The sequence below is a fragment of the Alkalihalobacterium alkalinitrilicum genome, from assembly GCF_002019605.1.
GTDB lineage: Bacteria > Bacillota > Bacilli > Bacillales > Bacillaceae_F > Alkalihalobacterium > Alkalihalobacterium alkalinitrilicum.
In genome coordinates this window covers 203,320-221,229 of sequence record NZ_KV917368.1, presented here as the reverse complement: position 1 = coordinate 221,229, position 17,910 = coordinate 203,320, and the positions used below count along the sequence as shown (strand labels likewise).

Annotated in this window: 16 protein-coding genes and 1 pseudogene; 4 read left to right on the top strand and 13 right to left on the bottom strand. The window is 36.4% G+C overall.

Annotated elements, in window-relative coordinates; translation table 11 throughout:
• Positions 1-54 precede the first annotated feature (54 nt).
• Both BK574_RS01065 and BK574_RS01060 read right to left on the bottom strand, forming a co-directional pair.
• Positions 55-876 carry a uroporphyrinogen-III synthase gene (locus BK574_RS01065; protein ID WP_078427121.1) on the bottom strand — a complete coding sequence of 274 codons (822 nt, stop codon included), beginning with the start codon at positions 874-876 and terminating at the stop codon, positions 55-57.
• Between the two features lie 38 nt (positions 877-914).
• Positions 915-1,790 carry an AEC family transporter gene (locus BK574_RS01060; RefSeq protein WP_338020624.1) on the bottom strand — a complete coding sequence of 292 codons (876 nt, stop codon included), beginning with the start codon at positions 1,788-1,790 and terminating at the stop codon, positions 915-917.
• Between the two features lie 207 nt (positions 1,791-1,997).
• On the opposite strand from BK574_RS01060, the gene BK574_RS01055 reads away from it, so the two are divergent.
• From BK574_RS01055 to BK574_RS01045, 3 genes are all read left to right on the top strand, one after another.
• Positions 1,998-2,852, top strand: coding sequence for a dimethylarginine dimethylaminohydrolase family protein (locus tag BK574_RS01055; RefSeq protein ID WP_078427119.1), 855 nt, complete (start codon positions 1,998-2,000; stop codon positions 2,850-2,852).
• Between the two features lie 182 nt (positions 2,853-3,034).
• A complete protein-coding gene (locus BK574_RS01050) occupies positions 3,035-3,769 on the top strand; it encodes a metallophosphoesterase family protein (RefSeq protein ID WP_075386250.1) in 735 nt (244 codons plus the stop codon).
• A 121-nt stretch (positions 3,770-3,890) separates the two neighbouring features.
• Entirely contained in the window at positions 3,891-4,292 is a 402-nt protein-coding gene (locus tag BK574_RS01045) for a hotdog fold thioesterase (protein ID WP_075386249.1), read from the top strand.
• A gap of 32 nt (positions 4,293-4,324) precedes the next feature.
• Here BK574_RS01045 and BK574_RS01040 read toward each other — a convergent pair whose 3' ends face one another.
• The 6 genes from BK574_RS01040 to BK574_RS01020 form a co-directional block, all read right to left on the bottom strand.
• Entirely contained in the window at positions 4,325-5,155 is an 831-nt protein-coding gene (locus BK574_RS01040; RefSeq protein ID WP_078427118.1) for an aldo/keto reductase, read from the bottom strand.
• Positions 5,156-5,235: 80 nt separating this feature from the next.
• Positions 5,236-7,059: an ABC transporter ATP-binding protein gene (locus tag BK574_RS01035; protein WP_078427117.1), complete on the bottom strand. Its 1,824-nt coding sequence runs from the start codon at positions 7,057-7,059 to the stop codon at positions 5,236-5,238.
• Positions 7,040-8,782 (bottom strand): ABC transporter ATP-binding protein, encoded by a 1,743-nt coding sequence (locus tag BK574_RS01030; protein WP_078427116.1) that lies wholly within the window; start codon positions 8,780-8,782, stop codon positions 7,040-7,042. The genes BK574_RS01035 and BK574_RS01030 overlap by 20 nt, the downstream gene beginning before the upstream one ends.
• 476 nt (positions 8,783-9,258) lie before the next feature.
• Positions 9,259-9,411 carry a hypothetical protein gene (locus BK574_RS27240; protein WP_158211471.1) on the bottom strand — a complete coding sequence of 51 codons (153 nt, stop codon included), beginning with the start codon at positions 9,409-9,411 and terminating at the stop codon, positions 9,259-9,261.
• A gap of 77 nt (positions 9,412-9,488) precedes the next feature.
• A complete protein-coding gene (cynS, locus tag BK574_RS01025) occupies positions 9,489-10,016 on the bottom strand; it encodes a cyanase (protein WP_078427115.1) in 528 nt (175 codons plus the stop codon).
• 293 nt (positions 10,017-10,309) lie between these two features.
• On the bottom strand, positions 10,310-11,260 hold the full coding sequence (locus BK574_RS01020) for a glycoside hydrolase domain-containing protein (RefSeq protein ID WP_078427114.1): 951 nt from the start codon (positions 11,258-11,260) through the stop codon (positions 10,310-10,312).
• Positions 11,261-11,707: 447 nt separating this feature from the next.
• Between BK574_RS01020 and BK574_RS01015 the strand changes: the two genes are divergently transcribed.
• On the top strand, positions 11,708-12,508 hold the full coding sequence (locus BK574_RS01015) for a LysM peptidoglycan-binding domain-containing protein (RefSeq protein WP_078427113.1): 801 nt from the start codon (positions 11,708-11,710) through the stop codon (positions 12,506-12,508).
• A gap of 117 nt (positions 12,509-12,625) precedes the next feature.
• Here the strand turns inward: BK574_RS01015 and BK574_RS01010 are convergent, their stop codons facing one another.
• The 5 genes and pseudogenes from BK574_RS01010 to BK574_RS00990 form a co-directional block, all read right to left on the bottom strand.
• Positions 12,626-14,197 carry an MDR family MFS transporter gene (locus tag BK574_RS01010; RefSeq protein ID WP_078427112.1) on the bottom strand — a complete coding sequence of 524 codons (1,572 nt, stop codon included), beginning with the start codon at positions 14,195-14,197 and terminating at the stop codon, positions 12,626-12,628.
• Positions 14,198-14,448: 251 nt separating this feature from the next.
• A pseudogene (locus BK574_RS01005) lies at positions 14,449-15,626 on the bottom strand (IS256 family transposase).
• A 229-nt stretch (positions 15,627-15,855) separates the two neighbouring features.
• Positions 15,856-16,182 (bottom strand): DUF2680 domain-containing protein, encoded by a 327-nt coding sequence (locus BK574_RS01000; protein ID WP_078427111.1) that lies wholly within the window; start codon positions 16,180-16,182, stop codon positions 15,856-15,858.
• Between the two features lie 362 nt (positions 16,183-16,544).
• Complete coding sequence (gene wrbA, locus BK574_RS00995; RefSeq protein ID WP_078427110.1) at positions 16,545-17,156, bottom strand: NAD(P)H:quinone oxidoreductase; 612 nt, start codon at positions 17,154-17,156, stop codon at positions 16,545-16,547.
• A gap of 259 nt (positions 17,157-17,415) precedes the next feature.
• Positions 17,416-17,862, bottom strand: coding sequence for a MarR family winged helix-turn-helix transcriptional regulator (locus BK574_RS00990; RefSeq protein ID WP_075386240.1), 447 nt, complete (start codon positions 17,860-17,862; stop codon positions 17,416-17,418).
• Positions 17,863-17,910: the final 48 nt, after the last annotated feature.

Genomic DNA, 17,910 nt, shown 5'->3' with positions numbered 1-17,910 from the left:
ACTATTCAATAAACATTCATTTATGAAAAAAGAGACTGTTTCCAGCCTCTATGTTTATTTTGCTTCACTTTGACTTTCATAATAGCGAGCAAGTTCGATAATCATCGCACCCATTCTTTCTAGCTCAGGGGATACATAGTTGTGGATGTCCTCTTCTCTGAATGCTTCGGCTGTCACTTTACCAACAGCAACTGGAACGATTTGAGTATTAAAGCATTGTTTCAGTTTTTCATATTTCTCTTTTTCCTTTGCATACTGAAAAAGTTGGCGAACTTGAATAGCTGTTGTAAAACAAATGGCATCGACGTCACCTGCGAAAATTTCATCGCACAATGTTTTCACTGTTTCTTCTTCAGGGGCAATATGTCGATAAGGAAGAATGTGATTTACCGTCGCTCCTTTTCCTTCTAGAAAACTGGTTAATCGTGGTGCTGTTTCACCATGAAGTTGAATAGTAACGCGTTGATCTGTGAAATCATAATTCGCGAGAGCGCGCGAAAGACCTTCTGTAGTTCCATCATCATCTTGAGCAACAGGTTCAATTGCAATTTTTCTTAAAGCATTTAATGTTTTATATCCTCTTGCAGCCACCTTCGCTTGACGAATTATATGTAAAAATTGGTCTTCTAAATCATTTTGTTTTGCAATATTTAATAACGTTTCTGTCCCAATTCCTGTTGTGAAAATCACCCAATCGGTACCATCTTCAATTAACTGTTTAAGTTCGGGCTCGACTTGTTCTTCAGCTAAAAAAACGGTTCCTTGTAGAGGACGCACGATCGCGGTTCCCCCTTGTTTCTGAATCAAAGTTGACATTTCTTCTGTTTTACGCGAAGCAGCTAGAACTACTGTTTTTCCTGTTAATGCCTTTGCCATGTTATGTTCTCCTTTCAGTCTCATACTATGAATCTAGTTTACCCTAAAATCGTTAACAGAATGGAAATTGTTACTACACTTACTAATGTCGTCACAAGTGCAATTGATGAAACGAGCTTAGGTGTTGTATTAAATTGCAAAGCATACATTGTCGTTGTGACTGCCGTAGGCATTGCCGTTAATACAATAAGTACTTTTGCTAATAGCGGATCTACAGGAAACAATAATATAAAGATAAATGCAATTAATGGTGAGATAAACATTCTTACCGTCGTACCATAAATAAGTCTTTCTTTATTAACGACTTTATCCACTTTTAATTCAGCTAATTGCATCCCTAGTATAAGCATAACGACTGGAATCGTTGCCTGGCCGACAAGATCAATTGCAGAATACAAATTGGCAGAAAGCGGAATATTAAAAAGGTTAAAAGCAATCGCTATAATCATGGCATACGTTAGCGGCATAGCAGATATTGTTCTGAGCGCGGCTCGAAACCCTAATTTCCCACTCGCTGCATAGTATACCCCAAAAAAATTCATAATAACGGACTGTAAAACCATAAATGAAACAGCATACGCAAATCCCGTTTCACCGTAAGCAAACAAAATGATAGGTGCGCCATAATTACCTGAGTTCATAAACGCAGTTGACAAGATAAGTCCACTCTCAACATCCCGCGGATACTTCCGAAATTTTGAATAAACTTTATTAATAATAATAATCACAAATAGTAGAATAAGAGAAAATACGGTTATTAATAAATATTGTTGATCTAATTGAACATCATAAAATGTATTAAACACTAAAGCTGGCGTTAAAATATAGACAGCAAGTGTTGAGATCGATCTTAAATCCATCCTTTTCCATCTTTGAACAAGAAAACCTACCATAAATATTAATAGTGCAGGCAATACTACATTTACAAAAATGATCAATCAGTACCACTAGTCAAACTAATCCACCCCTATATTTTATTTATTAGTTTATTTTACATAATAATACAAGTCCACCTCATAAGTCGACATAAATCATGAATCAATTAGTCATCTGTACCTTTCACACATACAGAGCTGGTTAAAGGCAATACTATAAGAAATGATACAACTGGGAGGATTTATATGTCTACAGAAGCTAAAGCCAAACAAAATACATTTTGTATGAGTGAATATGACACATTACGAAAAGTGATATTGTGTGAACCACAACATATGACCATTCGTGAAGTGATTAATGATACCCAAAAACATTTCAAAGATGAAGGAATTCATATTGAACGTTCTTTACAACAACACAAGCAATTCGTTGAAACATTGTTGAAGCACGGTATTGACGTAGTTTTACTCTCACCTCATGCTAAATTCCCAGAGCAAGTGTTCACAAGAGATATTGGCTTTACTCTAGGACAAACGATATTTGTTGCTGAAATGGCCCATGACGTGAGAAAGGGAGAAGAAGAAATTTTAAAAACGTGGTTAAAAAATGAAAAGATTTCCTATTATAACCTGGTTGGTGATCAAATTGAAGGTGGAGATGTCCTGATTGATCGATCTACAATATATATAGGATTAAGTAATCGAACAAATGAAGCATCAATTGAACATTTACGAAACTTACTACCGCAATTTGAGGTTATTACTGTTCCATTTGTTGAAAAATTTCTTCATCTTGACTGTGTTTTTAACGTCATTTCTCCAAATGAAGCGTTAATCTTTCCTGAAGCACTCGAACAAAAAGAAATTGATATTCTGGCTTCTCGATATGAATTAATAGAAGTATCAAAGGAAGAGCAGTTTACTTTGGGAACAAATGTCTTATCGATTGGAAATAAAAAAATCCTAAGCTTACCTGTTAATAAGCAAATTAATGGAAAGCTTCGTGAACGTGGCTTTGACATCATTGAAGTGGATATATCTGAAATTATTAAATCTGGAGGGTCTTTCCGCTGCTGTACACTCCCAGTTTTACGTCAATAAAAATCCCATTTTATGAAACCCTCGATTACGATATAACAGTAATTGAGGGCTTTCTTATTGCTCTATCGTTTTAGCGTAATTAAACTAAATTCCTCATTAAAAAATGTCTATCCCCTATTTTTGCCAAACCAAGATACGATTGCTATACTTTTGGTAATAGACTAATTCGAGGTGAGAAAAACGTGAAGTATGCTTTCCTTTCTGATATCCATGGCAATGCAGTAGCACTTGAATCTGTTTTACACGATATTCAAATGCAAGATGTTGATGAAATCTTTGTCTTAGGAGATCTTTGTTATCGTGGTCCAGAGCCAAAACGCGCACTTCAACTTGTTCAAGCTTTAAATGCAAAAGTAATTAAAGGAAATGCCGATGAGTGGGTTGTTCGCGGAATTAATGAAGGCGAAGTCCCTGATCACTTACTTGAAATGATGAACAAAGAGAGAGATTGGTGTATTTCTCAATTGGATGATCAAGACATATCTTATTTAGAGCAGCTACCAACCGACTTAGAAATTACCTTACCGAATGGAACAAATATATACGCGTTTCACGCGACACCGACAAGTTTGTTTGATGTTGTTTTACCTGATACTGACACGTCTATTCTATCTGAAAAATTAATAACATCTACAAATGCTAACTTATACATTTATGCTCATATCCACCTTCCATACGTTCGTTATTTTAATAGTAAATGCATTGCAAACTTAGGCAGTGTTGGTTTACCCTTTGATGGCCAACCACTCTCCTCCTATGTAATTGTGGAAGAAAAAGGAGATCAATTTAGTGTTGCCATTCAGCGAGTCCCTTATGATACTAAAACCGTTATTGCTCAATATGAAAAGATCGACTATCCTAACTTGGACGTTATGAAAACAGTCATTCAAGACGGCACGAGTCCTTTCGGAAAGTAATACAAATTATTCCTTTTTTCGCTAAACTTCTATATTTTTTAGAGGACTTTTTCAATTTATAGAGAATAGTTCTAATTATTAGATATTATTAGATATAGAAGTGAAAAGGAGTGCTCGTCAAGTGAATATTAAACCTGTAGAAGAAACAATACTAGGTGCACTAGGAATAGAAGTAACTGAGGTTTCAGAAGAAAAAGTTGTTGCGACAATGCCTGTGCATTCTCCAACTCACCAACCTTTTGGATTGCTTCATGGAGGAGCATCAGTTGTCTTAGCTGAAACAGTCGCTAGTATGGGAACTTGGAACCTTGTTGACCAAGAAAATGAAATTGCTGTTGGTTTAGAGATTAACGCCAATCACCTTCGCTCGAAAACAGATGGTATTGTGACAGCCATAGCTACTCCATTACATAAAGGACGAACGACAATGGTTTGGGATATTAAAATAATGGACGAAACCGAGAATTTGGTATGTATTTCTCGCTGTACCGTCGCTATCCGAAAAAAGCCAAAAGCTGAGTAATACTTAGCTTTTGGCTTTTTCTAACTATATTTTTAAAAATCAAAGTTATCTGGATCTGGACCGACTCTCTCGTCTTTGTTCAAAGCATTGATTTTATCCATATCTTCAATAGTTAACTCAAAGTCGAAAATATCTCCATTCGTAGCAATTCGCTCAGCGTTTACCGACTTCGGAATGGTCACTACACCACATTGTAGATCCCAGCGTAAAATAACTTGTGCTGTTGATTTACCGTACTTTTGACCAATTGCCTTTAATGTTGGATCATCTAACAATTTTCCTTGCGCTAATGGCGACCAAGCTTCTAATTGTATTTGATGCTTTTTACAAAATGCGCGTAATTCTTGTTGAGCTAATTGTGGGTGGAACTCAACTTGATTGACCATCGGCTTAATTTCCGCCGTTTCTAGCAAGTCTTCTAAATGGTGTACATGAAAGTTACTTACCCCAATAGCACGAACTTTCTTATCTGCATATAATTTTTCTAAAGCACGCCAAGTGTCTTTATATTTCCCTGCTACTGGCCAGTGAATTAAATATAAGTCTAAATAATCCAACCCTAACTTTTTCATACTTTCATCGAAAACTTGGAGTGTTGTTTCATAGCCTTGGTTCGAGTTCCAGACTTTTGTTGTAATGAATAACTCTTCTCGTGGAACACCGCATTCCTTAATGCCTTGCCCTACGCCTTCTTCATTTTTATAAACAGCCGCCGTATCAATGCTATGATAGCCTGATTGAACCGCTGATTTTACTGAGTCAATCACTTGTGAGCCGTCTTCTACTTTCCAAACACCTAGACCTAACCAAGGCATTTTAACTCCGTTATGTAATGTCGTAGTGTCTTGAATATGTTTCGCCATATTGTAACCCTCCCCAATTTTTTAATAATTGTATAAGTTAAAAGCACTTTTTAAAGCTAGTTCTATTATGAATGATTTTCTCAAATTTTGCTAAATTGACTCTCGTTTAATTCATAATAAAACCCTTGTTTTTTTATTAGAGTTTCGTGATTCCCTTTTTCAATTACTTCACCGTCTTGTAACACGATAATTTGGTCAGCTCTTTGAATCGTATTTAATCGATGGGCAATAACAAAGCTCGTTCGCCCCTTCATTAATCTCTGCAGAGCTTCTTGAATCTTCACTTCAGTAATCGTATCGATATTACTCGTTGCTTCATCCAAAATTAAGATTTTTGGATCAGCTAGTATGGCTCTAGCAATGGATAATAACTGCCGTTGTCCTTGACTGATTCCACTACCATCTTGTTTTAATACCGTATCATATTGATCTGGCAACTTCATGATGAAAGAATGCGCATTTGCAAGTATGGCCGCTTCTTCTACTTCACCGTCACTCGCATTTAACCTTCCGTAACGTAAGTTCTCTCGGATTGTATCTTCAAATAAGAAAGAGTCTTGGAATACAAACCCCATGTGTTGGCGTAAACTTTCCCTTTTGATGTTTGTCATTTCATATCCATCAATCAGGATCTTACCTTGATTGGCATCATAAAAGCGAGAAAGTAAATTTATAATCGTTGTTTTTCCAGCTCCTGTAGGACCTACTAATGCTACAATTGCTCCTGCAGATACAGAAAAACTAACATCTTTTAACGTAATGTCATCACTTTCATAAGCAAAAGAAACCGTTTGAAATTCGACTTCACCTTTGACATCGGTCAACTCTATAGCATGAGTTTCATCTGCACTTTCTGCTTTTTCATCAATCACTTCAAACACACGTTCAGCACCAGCAATTGCTGAGAGTATTGTATTAAATTGATTGGCTAAATCATTTAGGGGGCGTGTAAACTGTCTTGCATATTCAGCGAAAATGACGATTACCCCAATTGATACCATCCCGTTAATTACAAATATTCCCCCAACAAGTGCTATAATCGCAAAGCTCAAATTGTTTAGAACGTTCATCAGCTTTGGAATAAACCCTGAAATCGTTTGAGCCCAAAAGCCAGCTTCACGAAGACGCTGATTTTTCGTCATGAATTCAGCCATCACTTTTTCTTCTTGCGAAAATGTTTTAATAATGGACTGTCCTGAAAGCGTCTCTTCGATAAAGCCATTCACTTCTCCTAAATTTCGTTGTTGTTCTTTGAATAACTTCCCAGTTCGTTTGGTAATCCACTTCATTCCGAAAACCATTAATGGCACAATAATAAGAGTGATTAATGTTAATAAAGGACTTAGGTAAAGCATAACAACGAGTATACCGATGAGGGTCAGAACACTTGATATTAGTTGAATAACTGAACTGTTTAGCGTGGAACTGACATTCTCAATATCATTTGTCACACGGCTCATTAACTCACCATGCTGCCTTTTTTGAAAAAATGAGATAGGCAGCTGATGAAGCCGCTTAAATAAGTCGGTACGCATTGAAAAAACAGTTTTTTGAGCAATTTTAATCATGACAAAATTTTGACCCCAAACCGATGCGGAATGGATAACATAGATTGCAACTAAACCAAAGATCACATAGATTAATTGATCAAAATTCAATTTGACAATATATTTATCGATTGTCATACCAACTATAAATGGTCCTAATAAAGCAAAAATAGAACTAATGGTAACCAACAATAAGACAATCCGTAATGAATTTTTATTTTGAGCTAAATATCCCCATATTCTTTTTAACGTTCCCGACCAATTTTTTGCTTTCTTTTTTGTTCCTTGATAGTCTTCTTCTAAGGATTGAATGACTATTTTTTTATGTTGGAAAGGCTTACTGATTTCCCTTAGCAACGTATAACGCCTCCTCTCCAAACTGAGACACATATATTTTTTGATACAGGGGACTACTCGCTAACAACGATTCGTGTGTCCCTTCAGCTATTAGTTCACCATCATCGAAAATCAGGATTTTATTCGCTTGAGCAGCAGTACTAATTTTTTGAGTAATAATCAACGTCGTACAATAAAATTCTTGTAGACTCTCTAAAATGTTCGCTTCCGTTTTTAAATCTAAAGCACTTGTACTATCATCAAGCAATAAAATTTTTGGTTTCCGAACGAGCGCTCGCGCAATGGCGAGTCGTTGTTTTTGCCCTCCAGATAAATTTACACCTTTCTGACCGAGTACTGTTTGATACCCGTTTGTAAACTTAGAAATCGTTTCATGGATTTGTGCTTTTTTAGCCGCTTCGATTATTTCTTCGATCGAAGAATCTTCTTTACCCCAAGCAATATTCTCTTTAATTGTCCCAGTAAATAACAATGTCTCTTGAGGAACATAACCGATTTGTCTACGCAAATGTTCTAGTTTTATTTCACGAATATCCTTGTAATCGACCTGAACTTCACCTTTGGTCACGTCATACAAACGCGGAATAAGATGAAATAGAGACGATTTACCCGAACCTGTTGACCCGATAATAGCAACTGTACTTCCAGCTTTCACCTCGAATGAAATACCTTTTAAAACTTCGGTTTCTGTTTCTGGGTATCGAAACGAAACACCTCTAAATCTAATGTGGCCTTTAAATGTTCTTGATTCGGTCGCCGATTGTTCTGTATCAACTAAATCCACTTCAGTATCTAGAACTTCGACAATTCGCTCAGACGACGCCTTTGCACGAGAAAAAAAGATGATAATCATGGAAAACACAGAAAAAGCACCACTAATTCGAGTGGCATAGTTGATAACAGCTACGACTTCACCAACATTTGCACCACCTGCATTCACCTGAAAACTACCAAACCACAGAACCCCTAAAATACTAAAGTTCATTAACAACAAGATGATTGGCATCGTAATTTCCATAAAACGTAACGCTGAAACCGTCGTTCCCATAAGTTCTTGATTCGATTTTGTAAAACGGTTAACTTCCGTGTTTTTTCTGAGTAGCGCTCGTATTAATTTAATCCCTAATAAGTTCTCACGCATGACACGATTTACACCATCAAGTTTTTGCTGGACGATATTAAACATTGGACGTCCCTTTTTAAATATCCAGACTAATATAAGGAGGCTCAGTGGAACCGCCATCGCTAAGACGAGAGCAAGTTTCACATTTACAATGAGTGCCATAATTAATCCTCCAATGACTAATAGAGGGGCGCGTAACATAATGCGCAACCCCGTAAACAATGTCATTTGAAGTATGTTTACATCATTTGTCATCCTGGTAATTAAGGATGATGTTGAAAATCGATTTAAGTTTGTAAATGAAAAAGATTGAATTTTTTCAAATAAGCCTTTGCGGATGTCATGACCAAATCCTTGGCTACTATGTGCCGCATAAAATGAATTAGTAATCCCTGCAGCAAAAGCAACAATGGACAAGCCAATCATGATGCTCCCCCAATAGATAACAACGGTAAGGTCTTCCTGTAAGATCCCATCATTAATGATTTTTGCCATAATTAATGGCTGCAAAAGTTCAACAGCTAATTCAACTAATGTTAAAGTAATTGCAATGAACATAAAAAGCCGATATCGTTTTAAGTATGAAAATAACACAGCCATCTAAAAAATCCCCCAAACTACCATTCGCACGCTTCGTAATAATATATGTATTTTACTTCTTCTGTAAAATTAATACTACACGAAAGCTCAAAGATGTAGCATTATTTTGACTTTTGTTTAGGTACGTGCGATTTGCACAATTAGGTGTTAGGGCTTTACCATGAGTGGGTTGTACACTCTATCTTTTGATAAGTACTTATCAATTCCATTTTCTGACAATATTGCGTTCTATCTTTTCGTTTAGCGCTTAATTGTCCCTTTTTCTGGTAATATTATGCTCTATCTTTTCGTTTAGCTCTCATTACTTCCTTTTTCTGGTAGTATTACGCTCTATCTTTTTATTTAGCGCTTAATTCTACCTTTTTCTGGTAATATCACGCTCTATCTTTTCGTTTAGCGCTTAATTGTCCCTTTTTCTGGTAATATTATGCTCTATCTTTTCGGTTAGCTCTCATTTCTTCCTTTTTCTAGTAGTATTATACTCTATCTTTTCGGTTAGCTCTCATTTCTTCCTCGGTAATGTCATGCTCTATTTTTTCGTTTAGTGCTTTTCTCTTCCTCTTTCTGGTACCATTGCGCTCTTTTTTTCGATTAATTTTTATGGTAATTTCCTTACTTTTATTATTCATTAAAGTTCCTCCTAATAAATTATATTAGGAGGTAATTCCGCTTAAAGGATTATTTTTCCTGTTCTTCAAAATATTTTCTACCACTTTTTATACGGCAAAAACTTACCATCCAATGTAAGTACAACTCGTTCCCCATCAGGGTCTTCGGGGTCAGGCCGCTTATCTACGTGAATTTCTAGGTCGATAGCGCTCATAATACCATCGCCAAACATTTCATTGATCAAGGCTTTTAATGTAGTTCCATATACTTGGGTAATTTCATAGAAACGGTAGATTAATGGATCGACTGGAAGTGTTCGGTTTAATGAACCCCGCATTGGTGGTTCTTGTAAAATAGTTGCTATTTCAGGATTGACTCTTAAAAAGTTTGTTAAAAGTACGGCATCCTCACGTGTCATCGATTCCTGGCCAAGTATTACTGCAGCAATCCATTCTTTACTTCCTCCAATTTGATCAGCGATTTGCTCAAAACTTAACTGAAGGGTCTTTTTCGCCGTTAATAAAATTTGCGTTGCTGCTTCTCTATTTAAATTGAATGATGGAATTGGGTGCAGCTGATTATTTATTTGACTACGATACTCAAAATATTTGTTATCTTCATACATAAATTCTTTCCCCCATTTAAGAATAACGTTCACTATACATCCTATGGGTTTAAGGTAGATAAGTGCCTAAAAGGAATAGGTAGAAAAATTGATTGTTCAACCCGCGAAACTAACCGAAATATCTTGCCCTTACTAAATCCGACTTACATCATTCGTACATATTAAATCATTAATCACGTAAAGAACGAGGCTGACCTACAACAAACAACCTCGTTCTTTATATCTATTATCTAATGACTGTTGGAGCACTGCGAACGTACTTTTATCTAGGCATAAGTTTCTCTAAGAAACTCTTATTCTGGTTGCCAGACATAGTCTAAAATGTAAGATTGGAATAAGTTAGTATCGATGTTACACGTTTCAGCATCAATACCATACTGCCATGCCCAGTTCAGCCAATCATTCGGTGGGGCAGGTCCGTAATCTGGTGCATTTGCTTCTGTTGTTATACCTATTTGAGGTTGATTTGCCCAGACGATCATATTTTCAGCGATTTCTGAATTTTCGTTAACAGCTCCTTCAAAAGCAACCCAAACATCACTTTCTTCATCAAACAACCCATAGATCGCAGCGTTATAGATCGAAGGTTGTATCGTATCATACCAACCTTGAATAAACGCTGAGTCAATCGGGTACTCTGGTTCAACATTTGCAAATAACGCTACTTCCTCAGGGACTCCAATCTCTTCTGCATATGCAATTGCCTGCTCTGCTTCAGCAACCCCTTTATCATACGTTGTTCCATCGGTGAAATGATTATAGATTACGAGAATAGATACGCCTTGTTCGTGCAAGTATTCAACTTCATCTGTCGTTAAACCATATGATACGCCTTCCTTATCTTCTAAATATCTCCCCCAAATTTTAGGGTCACCAAAATTTGACGTAACACAACTATATAGCTCTTCTGTTGTTAAACTTGCGGAATCAACACCCCAAATAATCTCAACGTCTTCCTGACTGTTACCATTTATCGAACCGTCTTCTCCATGACTCCCACCGTTTTCACCATTAGCTTCTTCTCCGTTACTTTCACCATTGTCTCCATTTGTATCTTCCCCGTTGCTCTCTCCAGCTTCACCGTTCTCTTCTTCTCCGTTGCTCCCATTCCCATTTTCTTCTCTCTCTTCAATTTGACCATTTTCGCATAATAGAGTTTGTTCATAACCGTCATTTACTATAAAAAAGTAAAAGGAAGCAAAGGCTAAAATATAAACAGCTGCTATTACGAGATACTGACGCACTTTTTAAGCCTCCCTACATTTGCAAAGTCCATATATACTATTGCGTTTGTAGTGGAGGCGTGTAGGCTTATATCTCGAAACAAGGAATTAAGCTAAACGAAATATTTTAGTGTTGTTTTTACTCTACTTGAACTCACTAAAGATGTGAAACTGTCCTAAAGTAATAAAAATCTATTTCTTCCCAACCGTGTTATGGAGAACAATGAATTTAAACCTTGTTTCAGTTTGTCGTTTTTATTGAAAGAGAAAAAAATTAGTTTTTAGGCTTGGTTTCTTTGTAACTTTATTTCATCACCCTCCGTCTAATGTTGTGGAAACAGACATTCACATTAAAGTGAACTCATACTAAGTGGTGGGCCCCCGCTAAGTGCAAAGTTGGTTCCACGAAAAGTGGAAAATTTAATTCCAATTATGTAATAAAAACATAAAACGAAGAGGTGCATATAAATGTTTAATAAAAAAAATGGATTAAAAATGATGGCTTTATCGGTTGGGGTTTCAGCAATACTTGGCTTTGCTCACGGGGCCGATGCGGCAATGTACGAAGTAAAAAGAGGAGACACATTATTTCGGATTGCTCAAGAAAACAAAATGACCGTGACAGAGTTGAAACAAATGAATAATTTAAAGAGCACCATTATAATTCCAGGTCAAAAGCTTCAAATTAAAGACTCTGCATCAACGGCGTATCAAGCGAAAAAAGGTGATACACTTTACAGCATTTCTAAGAAATTTAATATGAAAGTCAATGATATAAAAAAATTAAACAATCTAAAATCTAATACAATATTTCCAGGTCAAAAACTAATCGTTACAGGGAAACCTGTTACCGATCACTCTAAATCAACAATGAATAAAGAAGTGAAGTTAACCGTACAAAACGGTTACCAGTTTGTGAAAGAGGAACCAGGAAAATATCAACTCTTTTCAAAAAAAGAACCCGGATTTTTTGCAAGAGTTGAACTTGTTGACCCTCAAGCCAAAATCGCTGAATTGAAGAAAAATGCACAAGATTATTTAAAGACTACAGGAAATGTTCGTCAAGTTACCGACTTTAAAAATATTCACCCTTTTTATAAAGGAGCCGAACTCTATATGATTAGCTCTAACTCAAAAGTTCGACAAAGCATTGTTATAAAAAAAATTAATGGTCAACTCATCAAATTTACGCTTCATCTCCCTGACAAAGAAGAAGCTGAAGATATTACACCAAATTTATTAAATCAGCTACAAACCATTAAGTTTTAATTCCTTCTACACTGAATCAAAGTGTCTGCATTCCAAACTAGGAGTGCAGACACTTAAAAATCTATCTTACTTAACCAGTTTAACCAGTGCTAAGACTCCAACTGAGTGAAGTTTCCTTTAAGCCAAATCTTTCTGTTTTTCTGTCGGTTCATTTGATGTACGTAGCGGAATTTCTTTTAGAAATAAAGTTACAACAAAAGCAGACAATATTACGATCCCACTAAATAAAAACACTTGTGTCAATCCAAAATTTAGTGCTTCCCTTAATGCTATAACAAATTGATCAAACATCGGTTGCATTTGTTCTGGCATATCCATTCTAATATTTTGAATAGCGTATGGATCCATTAATAGTTCAGGATTTTGCAACTCAGTTCCAAACTGGCCTTGGTTCTGTTGGAATTCTTGTTCTGCTTTAATTTGTCGAGTCATTTTCGTACTCATAATATACCCCATGACCGCAACACCGACTGTTCCACCAAGTTGACGGCATAATTGAGATGTTGCAGTAGCTACGCCTAAATATTTATGTTCAACTGCATTTTGAACCGTTAACGTGAAAATGGGCATAGTCAAACCTAAACCAACCCCAGTAATAATTAAATGAATAAGCAGCTTTGTTATCGAAGCATCTGGAGTTAACGTTGCATTGAGCATAAAACCGATGGCCATAATGCAAAAGCCAACTAAGGCTAATTTTTTATATTTACCTGTTTTCGTAATGATTTGCCCAGAAAGCGCACTAAATGAAACCATTGAAATCGTCATGACCATCTCGACTAACCCTGAAGTGGTTGCCGTACGTCCTAATACACCTTGAACATAAAATGGTACATACATAATGACTCCAAACATTCCAACCCCAGATAAGAACGAAACAATAGTTGAAATTGAAACAACTTTGTTTTTAAATAAATAAAGAGGGACTACTGGACTTTTGACTTTACTTTCAATATAGATAAATAGCAGGAAAGCTAAAGCCGAAATACTAAATAAGCCCATAATTTCTAGAGAGGTCCAAGCATATTGTCTACCAGCCCAACTAAACGCCAAAAGTAATGAAATAATGACAATAGACAAGACAAAAGAACCTAAAAAATCAATTTTTTCTTTTTCTTTCCGTTCAGATTGAGGATACAACTTTAAAATCATAAAAAAACTAATCACTCCAACTGGAATGAAAATCCAAAATACCCATGACCAATCCATATTATCAACAATAAAGCCACCTAGTGTTGGTCCAAATAAACTAGATACACCAAATACACCACCCATTAAACCTTGCCAACGCCCTCTTTCTCTCGCTGAAAATAAATCACCAACCGTTGTAAAGGCTGATGACATAATCATCCCACCACCAAACCCTTGAATCCCACGGAAAATGATTAGTTGAATGATCGAAGTAGAAAATCCGCATAAAACAGACCCGACTATGAAAAAACAAATCCCTGTTAAAATAAACACCTTTCGTCCATATATATCGGAGAGCTTTCCTACTAAAATAGCAGTTATACTAGAACAAAGCATATAAATCATAAAGGCCCAATTAAAAAATTCCATCCCACCTATATCAGCGACGATTTTTGGTAATGATGTACCAACAATGGTCATATTTAAAGCAGCAAATAACATTACTGCCATGACAGCTATCATAATTGTTGTTTTTTTCCTCATATCGAGATGCTCCAAACAACCACCCACTTCTACGAGATATTATCAGATTACTTACTTTTCTGATCGTTCAACAGCTTGAAGCTCAAAAGAAGATCAATGTTCTTTATGTAGAGAGAATACCATTTGTTTATATATATACATGTCGGAATACCTGGTAGTGTCAATAAGTTTGTGTAAAAATCAATAGGGTACTTCCTCAGGTCTTAGGGGAGGGAGTTTCTGGTATGGCCCCCTCGGGGGCCATACCAGAAAAAATTTCCACATCCCTATTCGCGCTCGGTTCCGTATCGCTGTTTGAACATCTCCTGCAAAGTAGAGTAGGCATTACTAAAGCCTCTTAACTTTCTTTCTGCCCAGCGTTGATTATAGTCCATCGATTGAAGATAAACGATTTTTTCAGCCGCTTTTTCAGTGGGGAGACTGTTCATGGTTTTGGTGCGTTTCTTGATCTCCTTGATCGTTCGCTCGATGATATTTGTCGTGTAATCATCGGTTGAATGGAGGAGGGATAGGTTAAAAAGGTCAGCAGAACATCAAGGTCTTGTTCCCAGCTTTTAACGACTTTTGGATATTTTTTTTGCCATGTGTCCTTGAAAGCACGGAACTTTCCCTTGGCTTCCTCTTGAGTATTGGCTTTATAAATAGGTTTAAGATCTTCAGCTACAGCGGACTGATCCTTCTTTCTGACGGCATTGAGAGCATTACGAACCTTATGAACAACACAGCGCTGGACATCCGCTTTTGGATAAACGGCTTTCATAGCTTCCTCAAGACCTGGAAGCCCGTCGAATACACCTAGAAGAACTTCTTCAAGGCCACGGTGATAAAGGTCGTTAAGAATCGTCTTCCAACCTAGCGCACTTTCTTGGCCACCAACATAGAAACCCAGAATTTCTCTGAAGCCATCTTCCGTGACGCCGACAACGAGATAGACGACTTCATTAGCAACATCATCACGACGCAGTTTGAGATAAGTCCCATCTAAATAAAGGACAGAGTAGCGCTTTTTCAGTGGACGTTGTTGCCAAGACTCAATATCCTCTGCCACGACGTCGGTGATTTGACTAATCGTTGCAGCCGAGTAAGAATGACCTAAAATACGCTCAATAAACTGACCAATTTCACGAGTGCTTACACCTTTTTGATACATTGTGATAATGGTTTCACCAAGCCACTGCTCACGTCGTTGATAAGGAGAAAAGATCTCTGTTTGAAAGGCATTTTCACGATCGCGAGGCACTTGTAGATCTTCTAACCTTCCATACTTGGTATCTAGTTGCCTTTGATAGAAGCCGTTCTTCTGGTTTTTTAACTCTGGATGTTCATGTTCAAAAAAACTATTCATTTCTTCTTTCATCATAGTCTCAAGTTTTTCTTTCACAAACTCACGAACCATAGAATCTAATTGATTTTCAAGTGTGTTTTGTCCTATACTAGTACTCATAGGTAGGGCATCTCCTCTCAGTTGGTTTAGCGGTTAACTAGAGGGTACCCTACCTCTTTTTTTGTTTCAAATCATTTACACAAACTATTGTACGTCATCGAATACCTCTATTGCTTAATTCATTGAATTATTATATTAATACTATTAAATTTATATTTAGATATACATTTTTAATAAAAAAAGACACTTCAACACAAAAAGTTGAAATGTCCCTATTCATTCGATTTTTTTAATTTCTTTTATGTTTGTGGTGATCCCATTTAGGGATGAACTCATTTTCTTCGAGTTTAGCGTAGTGCTTCTCGAATTTTTCAATAATTTCAGTTCCCTTCTCTTCAGAAAACACACCGAATTCTACATACTTAGAAATCACTTCTTTTTTCTTTTCAAGCACATCCCTATGTAGAACGGATAACTCTTCTTTCTGTTCTTTCGTTAATTTCACTTCTTGAATTTCGGCTTGTTTATCGTTAAATTCCGCTTGAGCTGGTAACGGGCCAAATGCTGTCATTGATAAAAAAAGTGCCGAAAGTACCCCAATTGTTAATTTTTTCAAAAAACCACCCTTTCTAAATATTCCAGCTTATTATTCTTCACTTTTACAAAAATATACTGAAAAATTAACATTTTCCTTTTTGGTATCCCTACTAACTTTTTTAATAAAGTAAAACTTCCATAAGTGAGGTCCATACGATGTGGGTCACACTGATGTGGCCAAAGGACGTGGCGCATTTAGTCTGTGTTCATTAAGCACTTACTGGCAGTTTATCCCCTACTTATCCTTCTTTGGTTCCTCGAAGTCTTGAAGTAGGGGTATTACTGCCAGTTATTGCGGGATAAACCCCAAATATGAAAGTCCAGCTTAGTGAAAACGTCAAAAAAAGAAGCTAACTTTTTCGTCAGCTTCTTCGTTTCTAATTATTCATTTCCCTGTTTTACCATTTGTGCAATTTGTAATGTACGTTTAACTTGATGTTGAACTGCTGGTTGCACATTTTCAACCATATTACCTTCTTGGTCAACTGTTACACTAGCTCCATAAGGATTACCGCCCGTTGTAAAGAGAACTGGGTCTGTGTAACCAGGTGCCGCAACAATGGCACCCCAATGGTACATTGTTGTGTAAAGAGATAAAATTGTAGCTTCTTGACCACCGTGCGAATTTTGTGCAGAACTCATTGCGCTAACTACTTTATTCACAAGTTTACCATGGAACCAAAGACCACCTGTTGTATCTAGGAATTGTTTCATTTGTGCTGGCATATTACCAAATCGTGTTGGGACACTGAAGATAATTGAATCTGCCCATTCTAAATCCTCAAGAGTGACTTCAGCTACATCTTTTGTGGCTTCTACGTGAGCTTTCCAAGCAGGGTTTGATTCAATTGCTTCTTGTGGAGCTAACTCAGGAACTTTTAGCAATTTTACATTTGCACCATTTTCTTGTGCAGCTTCTTCAGCCCACTTTGCTAATTGATAGTTCGTACCTGTAGAGCTGTAATAAATAATCGCTAAATTAATGTTTGACATAATTAAATGGCACACTCCTTTTGATTTGACAAAATATTTTATCTTAAACCTTGAAATCATATACTGTAATTCCAAGATATTTAAGCGAACAACTAATCTGAACGAATGTTTAGCTTTAACAGATATTCATAGAAAGTAATACCCTAAGAACTGTTGTATCAAACAGAAGATACATTAAACCACTTTTTATTCTTATTTAAAATATTTTTATAATATTTTTCTCGAATTAAGGATATTAATCCAAAAAAATTAGAGCTCTTTAAGCATTCGTCCCTAATTTCTTTAGTAAGTTAATCATTGTCAATTTTTCATCGCTACTTAAGCTCGAAAATATCTTTTCAATTGCTTCTTTATGAGTTGGGAAGATTTTGTTCATTAAATCGATACCATCCTCAGTTATAGCAGCATGAGTCACACGCCGATCTTTCGGACACGATCTACGCACGAGTAAGTTCTTTTTTTCTAATTTATCTACAACATACGTAATACTCCCACTTGCTAATAATACCTTTTTCCCGATTTGTTGTATTGGTTGATCTCCTTTATGATACAAGAGTTCTAGGACAGCAAATTCAGTCGGATTTAAACCATAGCGTCGAATGTCTTCCTCGACACGATCGGAAACCGCACGATGTGCTCGGGATAATACGATAAATGATTTGAGCGATAGCTCTTGATCTTGTTCTTTAATTTGTTCGTTATTCATATTGACCATATCCTTCAACTATATCTTGAATTCAAGATATATTATATA